Annotated in this window: 8 protein-coding genes; 2 read left to right on the top strand and 6 right to left on the bottom strand. The window is 70.0% G+C overall.

Features of this window, described 5'->3' with window-relative positions; genetic code table 11:
- From ACKVMH_RS11675 to ACKVMH_RS11650, 6 genes are all read right to left on the bottom strand, one after another.
- A partial coding sequence (locus ACKVMH_RS11675; protein WP_412700418.1) for a DUF4124 domain-containing protein occupies positions 1-237 on the bottom strand: 237 nt, incomplete at its 3' end.
- 59 nt (positions 238-296) lie between these two features.
- Positions 297-854, bottom strand: coding sequence for an L-threonylcarbamoyladenylate synthase (locus ACKVMH_RS11670; protein WP_412700417.1), 558 nt, complete (start codon positions 852-854; stop codon positions 297-299).
- Positions 855-963: 109 nt separating this feature from the next.
- Positions 964-3414, bottom strand: a complete 2451-nt coding sequence (locus ACKVMH_RS11665; RefSeq protein ID WP_412700416.1) for a DNA topoisomerase I — start codon at positions 3412-3414, stop codon at positions 964-966.
- Between the two features lie 198 nt (positions 3415-3612).
- Positions 3613-4101, bottom strand: coding sequence for a DUF494 family protein (locus ACKVMH_RS11660; RefSeq protein ID WP_215219274.1), 489 nt, complete (start codon positions 4099-4101; stop codon positions 3613-3615).
- Positions 4102-4173: 72 nt separating this feature from the next.
- Positions 4174-5406 carry a DNA-processing protein DprA gene (dprA, locus tag ACKVMH_RS11655; protein ID WP_412700415.1) on the bottom strand — a complete coding sequence of 411 codons (1233 nt, stop codon included), beginning with the start codon at positions 5404-5406 and terminating at the stop codon, positions 4174-4176.
- Between the two features lie 77 nt (positions 5407-5483).
- Positions 5484-6632 (bottom strand): LysM peptidoglycan-binding domain-containing protein, encoded by a 1149-nt coding sequence (locus tag ACKVMH_RS11650; RefSeq protein ID WP_215219276.1) that lies wholly within the window; start codon positions 6630-6632, stop codon positions 5484-5486.
- Between the two features lie 171 nt (positions 6633-6803).
- Here ACKVMH_RS11650 and def point away from each other — a divergent pair, with 171 nt between their 5' ends.
- Positions 6804-7316 carry a peptide deformylase gene (gene def, locus ACKVMH_RS11645; RefSeq protein WP_412700414.1) on the top strand — a complete coding sequence of 171 codons (513 nt, stop codon included), beginning with the start codon at positions 6804-6806 and terminating at the stop codon, positions 7314-7316.
- Between the two features lie 49 nt (positions 7317-7365).
- A partial coding sequence (gene fmt, locus ACKVMH_RS11640; RefSeq protein WP_412700413.1) for a methionyl-tRNA formyltransferase occupies positions 7366-8142 on the top strand: 777 nt, incomplete at its 3' end.

The raw sequence follows: 8142 nt of genomic DNA, 5'->3' as shown, positions 1-8142 counted from the left end.
CGCGGGTGCGGCCGCCGGCGGCTGGGGAGGCGGGTCCTGCGGCCGCAGCATGCCGCGGGCCTGCTGGTGCTCGCCCGCCGCGCACGGTGTGTCGCGCAGGGTGAGCTGGCCGTCGGCGCCGACGCATCGGTAGATGGTGACCTGCCCGGGAGCGGATGCGGCAGTGACCGCAGGCATCGCCGGCGAGAGCCCTGCCAGCAAGGCGAGGATGGGCAATGCGGGACGACGGGCAGGCACGCGCGGCATGGTGGCCATGGTGCCCCGGCCCGCGTGAACGCCTCCCCGCCGCGTGCCGATCACCCTCGCAACACGTCGCCGGTGCGCGCGTCGCGGATGGTCGTGGGCGACTGCAGGTTGCCGGTTTCGCCCGCCACGACCGCATCCAGCTGGGTCAGCAGGGCGGGATCGAGCTGCTCGCTTCGACGCGCCGGTGGCTGGCCGGACAGGTTGGCGCTCGTCGACACGAGCGGCCGGCCAAACCCGCGGCAGAGCTCGACCACGGTTGGATGCGCGCTGACCCGCACCGCCACCCCCGCGTGACTGCCGGTAATCCAGCGCGGCACGCCGGCGGTGGCGGGAACGATCCAGGTATGCGGCCCCGGCCACGAGGCGAGCACGGCCTTGCGGCACGCGTCAGGCAGGTCGGACCAATCGAGCAGGCCGTCGAGCTGGTCCGAGCCGGCCGCGATGAGGATCAGCCCCTTGTCGACCGGTCGCTGCTTGATGGACAGCAGGCGCAGCACGGCGGACTCGTCGAACGGATCGCAGCCCAGGCCCCAGACCGCCTCGGTGGGGTAAGCGATGATGCCGCCGCTTCGCAGGGCGGCAATGGCGGGGGCGAGGTCGGTGCTCATGGACGGGCGAAGGGGCGACCTTCTTGTAGGAGCGGCTTCAGCCGCGACAGTGCAGTCGACGCGCGCCGGCCATCCGATCGAGGCTGAAGCCGCGCGTGCGGAGGAGCGGTCAGGCGTCGGTCTTGGCCGCGGCGGTCTTCTTTACGGCGGCCTTCTTGGCAACGGTCTTTTTGGTCGTTTTCCTGGCAGTCTTCTTGGTGGCCTTTTTGGCCGCCTTCTTGGCCGGTGCCTTCTTCGCCGCGGCCTTCTTGCCGAAGCGGCCGCGCGCGGGCTTGCCGGTCTCCTCCAGCAGCTTGGTTACTTCCTCGAGCGTCAGCGACGCGGGCTCGCGGTCCTTGGGGATCTTGCCGTTGAGCTGGCCGTTGCTGATGTACGGGCCGTAGCGGCCATTGAGGACCTGGATGTCGCTGCCCTCGAACTCCTTGATGATCCGGTTGCGCGCGATTTCTTCCTTCTCCTCGATCAGGAACACCGCGCGCTCCAGGTCGACCTTGTACGGGTCGTCCTCCTTCTTGAGCGAGGCGTACACGCTGCCGCGCTTGGCGAACGGCCCGAACCGGCCGATGCCGACGCTGACCTCCTCGCCGTTGTGCTCGCCCAGTGCGCGCGGCATCTTGAACAGCTCGAGCGCGTCCTCCAGCGAAATCGTGTGCATGCTCTGGCCGGGACGCAGCGAGGCGAACTTCGGCTTGTCCTCGGCGTCCTCGGCGGTGCTGCCGATCGCGGCATACGGTCCGTAACGGCCGAGCCGGACGCTGACCGGCTTGCCGGTCTTGGGGTCGGTGCCGAGCTCGCGCGCGCCAGTGGCCTCGCTGCGGTCGACCGACTCCATCTTGTCGTCGACCATCTCCTTGAACGGGCTCCAGAACCGCTCCATCAGCGGCACCCACGCTTCCTCGCCGCGCGACACCGCGTCCAGCTCGTCCTCGAGCCGGGCGGTGAAGTCGTAGTCGACGTACCGGGTGAAGTGACTGGACAGGAACTTGCTGACCGCGCGGCCGACGTCGGACGGGTGGAAACGCCGGCTCTCGAGCTCGACGTACTTGCGGAACAGCAGCGTCGCGATGATCGAGGCGTAGGTCGACGGGCGGCCGATGCCGTATTCCTCGAGCGCCTTGACCAGGCTGGCTTCGGAGTAGCGCGGCGGCGGCTCGGTGAAGTGCTGGTCGGCGTGGATGCGATCCAGCGGGATCCGGTCGCCCGGCTGCATCGGCGGCAGCTTGCGGCCCTCGTCGTCCTCTTCCTTGCCCTTGGTGTCCTTGCCTTCCTCGTAGACGGCCAGGAAACCCGGGTCGAGCACGGTGGTGCCCGAGACGCGGAAGCCGTGCTCGCTGCCGGCGGCCAGCTCGACGCTGACGGTATTGAGCGTGGCCGGCACCATCTGGCTGGCGACCGCGCGCTTCCAGACAAGCTCGTACAGGCGGCGGGCGTCGTCCTCCAGGAAGCGCGAGACCTGCGCAGGCGTGCGTAGCGCCGAGGTCGGGCGGACCGCCTCGTGGGCTTCCTGCGCGTTCTTGGACTTGGATTTGTAGACGTTGGGCTGGTCCGGTACGGCGCCGGTGCCGTAGTCACGCGCGATGACGTCGCGGATCTCGGCGACCGCGTCGACCGACAGCGCGACCGAGTCGGTACGCATGTAGCTGATCAGGCCGACGGTGCCCTCGTCCCCCAGCGCCACGCCCTCGTACAGCTTCTGCGCGACCTGCATGGTGCGTTTGGTGGTGAAGCCCAGCTTGCGCGCGGCCTCCTGCTGCAGGGTCGAGGTGGTGAACGGCGGCGCGGGGCGGCGCTTGCGCTGCTTGCTGGTGACGTCGGTGACCTGCAGCGCGCCATTTGCGGCCGATACCAGCCGCTGGCGGGCGGCCTCGGCGGTCTCGCCGTCGGTGATCGTGAACTGCTCGAACTTCTGCCCGTCCAGCTTGACCAGGCGCGCACTGAAGGCCTGGGACGGGTGCTGGCATTCGGCCTCGATCGACCAGTACTCGCGCGCCCGGAACGCCTCGATCTCCTCCTCGCGCTCGACGATCATCCGCAACGCCGGCGACTGCACTCGGCCGGCCGACAGGCCGCGCTGCACCTTGCGCCACAGCACCGGCGACAGGTTGAAGCCGACCAGGTAGTCCAGCGCCCGGCGCGCCTGCTGGGCGTCGACCAACGGTGCGGCGATGTCGCGCGGGTGGGTCATCGCCTCCTTGATGGCACGCGGGGTGATCTCGGTGAACACCACCCGCTGCAGCGGCTTGCCGTCCAGCAGCCCGCGCTCGCGGAGGATCTCGGCCACGTGCCAGCTGATCGCCTCGCCCTCGCGGTCCGGGTCGGTCGCCAGGAAGATGGATTCGGCGCCCTTGGCCGCCTTGGCGATGGCCTCGACGTGTTTCTCGTTCTTCTCGATCAGGTCGTAGCGCATCGCGAAGCCGCGCTCGGGGTCGACCGCGCCCTCTTTCGGCACCAGGTCGCGCACATGGCCATACGAGGCGAGGACGATGAAATCCTTGCCGAGGTACTTGTTGATCGTCTTGGCCTTGGCGGGCGATTCGACGATGAGGAGGTTCTTGGCCATGCGGGGCAGGTTCCGGGCGGGCCGTGAAGGCCACGCGAGAGGGCGCGAGAGAAGACGACGCCCGCGGCAGGTGCCACGGGCGCCGGAGCATTCATTTATTAGTGGAATCACGCGGCGCCTGCCGCTGTCAAGCAGATTCCCGCCGCGGACAGGTCCGGGCGCGGCGGCATTATGGCCCGCCGCGGCGCGGGTGCACGGTCAGTGCACCGGTTCGGGCTCGTCCTCGAACATCTGGGTCTCCATCCAGGCGTAGGCGGCCTCGCTGCCGGGCTGGTTGAACAGCACCATCAGCACGACCCACTTGAGGTCGTCGAGGTCGAGGGTGTCCTGGTCGAGCGCCATCGCGCGGTCCAGCACCAACTCGCGCTGGCCGGCGTCCAGCACGCCGTGCTGCTCCAGGAACAGCAGGAAGCCGCGGCAGTCGGTGTCCAGGCGGTCCAGCTCGGGGCCGGCGTAGACCCGGACCGGGCCGTCGGCACGCGCCGGCGAGGCGGACGGCCGCTGGCGTGCCAGCGCGTCCAGCCACTCGAAGGCCTTGTTGATCTCGGCGGGGCTGAAACCGGCCTGCCCGAGTTCCTCGAACAGCGGGCCGCTTTGCAGGTTGTCACGGTCGCGGACGAGGTCCGCGTCGTCGGTGAGGTAGTGCTCGAACAGGTACAGCAGGACGTCCAGGATGCTTTCTTTCATTTCCCCTCGGCCTGCGCCGCAGGCGGCGCGGTGGGTCAGGAGTGGTGGCCGCCACGCCCGCCAGCGACGGGTTCAGCGGCTTCGGTAGTACCGGCCGTGCTGCGCCTCCACGCGACCCTCAAGCTCCATGAGCAGCAGGATGGATGACAGCCGGGCAGGCGTCAATCCGGTCCGGGCGACCAGCTGGTCCATATCCGTAGGGTCGTGACCGAGTGCCTGCCACAAGCGCTTGTGGTCGGGGTCGCCGGGAGGATGGGCGGCGGGGGACGCGCCCGAGCCGGTGCCGGGCGGTGGTCCGGGTTCCGAGATGGGGGCCTCCAGCCGCGTGCGCAAGTCCCCGGCCAGCCGCGCTGCGAGCGGCGCAAGCAGTTCCATCACGTCCTCGGGGGACTCCACCAGCGCCGCGCCGTCGCGGATCAGCCGGTGGCAACCGCGCGCCAGCGGGTTGTCGATCGATCCCGGCAGGGCCATGACCTCGCGCCCGCACTCGGCGGCCAGGCGCGCGGTGATCAGGGCACCGGAGCGATGCGCGGCTTCGATCACCAGGGTCCCAAGGCTCAGCCCGGCGAGGATCCGGTTACGGCTCGGGAAATGTTCGCGGCGGGGTCCTGTTCCGGGAAGATGCTCGCTGATAACCGCGCCTTCGGCGACGATGGCAGCATGCAGGCCGTTGTTCGAGCGCGGATACGGCACGTCGGGACCAGTGCCCAGGACCGCGACCGTGCGTCCCCCGGCGGTCAGGGTGGCGTGGTGCGCGGCGGTATCCACCCCGGCGGCGAGGCCGCTGGTCACCGTCAGGCCGGCGGCGGCCAATGACCGTGCGAATGCCCCCGCATGCTCCCGGCCGGCCGGGGTCGGGGAGCGACTGCCGACGATCGCCACTGCCGGGTGCCAGGCCAGGGCCGCGTCGCCCGCCACGAACAGCGCCAGCGGCGGATGCGGGGTGCGCCGCAGCAACGGCGGGTAGTCGGGATGGGGCCAGCCGAGCAGGTGGTGCCCCGGCTGCGCCAGCCAGGCGTGCGCGGCCGCCAGCGTGCGGCCGTCGGGCTGGCGCAGGGCGCGCTGCTGCGAGGCCCCAAGGCCACACTGGTGCCACCGCGAAGGACCTGCGGCGAGGGCGGCCGCGGGAGCGGCGTCGGCAATCAACCGCCGGCGGGGTTCCGCCGGGCCGCCGCTGGCGACCAAACGGAGCAGCGCGTCGATATCGGCGGCGCTGTCCACACCGGAGTCGGTGCGCGCGGTCCGGGCCTGCCCGAAAGCCGGCGGGGCGGGAAAAGCGGGTGCGAACAGGTCGGATGGGTGCATCCGGCAAGCGTCGGCCACAAACGACGACGGCGCCCTCGGGCGCCGTCGCGTACTGCTGTAGGAAAACCCGGTGCCGATCAGTACGGCGCGTCGGGATGCTTCAGCTCGTGACCCACCCGGACCGGGCGGATCGTGTCCATCACCAGCGCGTAGCTGACCGTGTCGAAGGTGCGGAACACCATCATGTGGCCCGCGAACTCGTCGGGCAGGCGCACCTTGCTGGACCGCCCGAAGGTGTCCTCGCTGCGGTCCCACGGGCCGTTCTCGACGCGGTCGACAACCGCCTCGCCAATCGACCAGCTGGAGAACACGGTGCCGTTGTCGACGCCGTCGCGGGCGCCGACCGACAGCGCGACCACGTCACGGTTGCCGCCGGTGGTGAGCATGTCCGAGACCGCCAGCACGCGGGCGCGGCCGTACTCGAACTGCTGTCGCGGCGCGTGCGGGAAGAACTGCAGATCGTACGGCTGCGCCTCGACCGGGATCAGCCGGTCGCCGACGCGCACCTCGCGACCGCTGTCGTCGAGCACCAGCGTGGTGGCCTCGATCCCGCCGACTTCGCCGCGGGTGACGGTGCCGGTGTTCTGGCGCATCAGCTCGTAGCCCAGTAGCTCGTGGCCGTTGTCGGACACCACCGCATTGGTCCAGAACTGCTGGAAATCGACCGTGCGCTTGCCACGGAAATCCAGATCGTCCTTGTGGAAGATGTCGCAGCACGCCTCGCGGTCCAGCCGGGTGTAGCGCTGGATCGGGCGGACCACCTGGTAGCGCTGGCCGGGCTGTGCGCCCTCCAGGCCGTCGACATAGGCGACCTGGCCCAGCGAGCCGCGGATGCGGCCTTCTTCCAGCGCGACCACGTGCGGCAGATGCTCGAACGCATCGACCACGCGCAGGTCCTTGAGGAACGGTTCGACCTCCGATAGCGGCACGCCGGTGACCGGCGCGACCTCGCGCGGACCGGGATCGGCTACCACGCGGTCGAGGTAGGCCAGCGACAGCACGTCGCCGGGGTAGATCAGGTGCGGGTTCTGCACCTGCGGGTTGGCCTGCCAGATCTCCGGCCACAACCAGGGCTTCTCGAGGAAGCGTCCGGCGATGTCCCACAGGGTGTCACCCTTCTTGACCACGTAGGTATCCGGGTGGTCGCCTCGAATCTCGGCGGCCAGCGCATACGTGGCAACGGTCAGCAACGCTACGGTCAATGCCGCGCGGATCGGTTTCAACATGGCGGTGTACCTGATTCCCCTTGCAGGTGCGCCCGTGCGTCGTTAACTGACGGGGGGCGTCGGCACTATAGCCCAGATGAACCGCGCCATTGCAAGGGTCGGGGGGGCGATAACGGCGTTACAATCGCACCTCTGCTTGTGGTTGTGACCCACGCCCCCATTTTTGCCGCCATGTCCCTGCTCCCGATCCTCGAATTTCCCGATCCGCGCCTGCGTACCGTCGCCGCGCCCGTCGACCCCGCCGGGATCTCCTCGCCGGAGTTCCAGCGCTTGCTCGACGACATGTTCGAGACGATGTACGCCGCGCCCGGCATCGGGCTGGCCGCCAGCCAGGTCGACGTGCACCAGCGGTTCATGGTGATCGACATCAGCGAGGAGCACGACCAGCCGCTGGTGTTCATCAACCCGGAGATCACCGCGCGCGACGGCGAGCAGGTCTACCAGGAAGGCTGCCTGTCGGTGCCGGGCATCTTTGCCGACGTGACCCGCGCCGACCGCATCACCGTCAAGGCGATCGGCCGCGACGGCCAGCCGTTCGAAATGGAGGCCGAGGGCCTGCTGGCGGTCTGCGTGCAGCACGAGATGGACCACCTGCTGGGCAAGTTGTTCGTCGACTACCTCTCGCCTCTCAAGCGCGAGATGGTGCGCAAAAAGCTGGCCAAGGCGCGCCGCAACGCCGCCTGATCGCGCGCCGGCGGCCGTCCGGGGTTTTCGGCGCCGGTAAGATGTCGCGATGAGGATTGTCTTTGCCGGTACCCCCGATTTTGCCGTGCCTTGCCTGCGCGCGGCGGCCGCCCACGATGAAGTCGTCGCGGTCTACACCCAGCCCGACCGTCCTGCCGGGCGCGGCCGCGGCCTGGCCGCCTCGCCGGTCAAGCGCGAGGCGATCGCGCGGGGCATCGAGGTGCTGCAGCCGGAGAATTTCAAGGCGCGGGTCAGTCGCGACGCGCTGGCGGCACTGCGGCCGGACCTGATGGTCGTGGTCGCCTACGGCCTCATCCTTCCGCAGTCCGTGCTGGATATCCCGACCTGGGGTTGCTGGAACGTGCACGCCTCGCTGCTGCCGCGCTGGCGGGGCGCCGCGCCGATCCAGCGTGCGATCCAGGCCGGCGACACCCAGACGGGCGTCTGCCTCATGCAGATGGAGAAGGGCCTGGATACCGGTCCGGTGCTGCTTTCCCAGTCGCTCGACATCGCGCCGTCCGAAACCGGCGGCGAGCTGCATGACCGCCTGGCCGCGCTCGGTGCCCAGGTGCTCCTCGATGGCCTCGGCCTGATGCGCGCCGGCATACGGCCGGTGCCGCGTCCGCAGCCGGCCGAGGGCGTGACCTACGCCCACAAGCTCGACAAGGGCGAGGCGCGGCTGGACTGGACGCAACCGGCGACGGCGCTGGCCAACACCGTGCGCGCATTCAATCCCTGGCCGGTCGCCGAAGCCCAGCTGGCCGGCGAGCGCGTACGCGTACACGAGGCCGCCGCGCTGCCGCTGGCGCACGGCCGGGCGCCGGGG

The organism is Lysobacter zhanggongensis (assembly GCF_046638635.1).
Lineage (GTDB): Bacteria > Pseudomonadota > Gammaproteobacteria > Xanthomonadales > Xanthomonadaceae > Novilysobacter > Novilysobacter luteus.
This window is presented reverse-complemented; position numbering and strand designations above follow the sequence as displayed.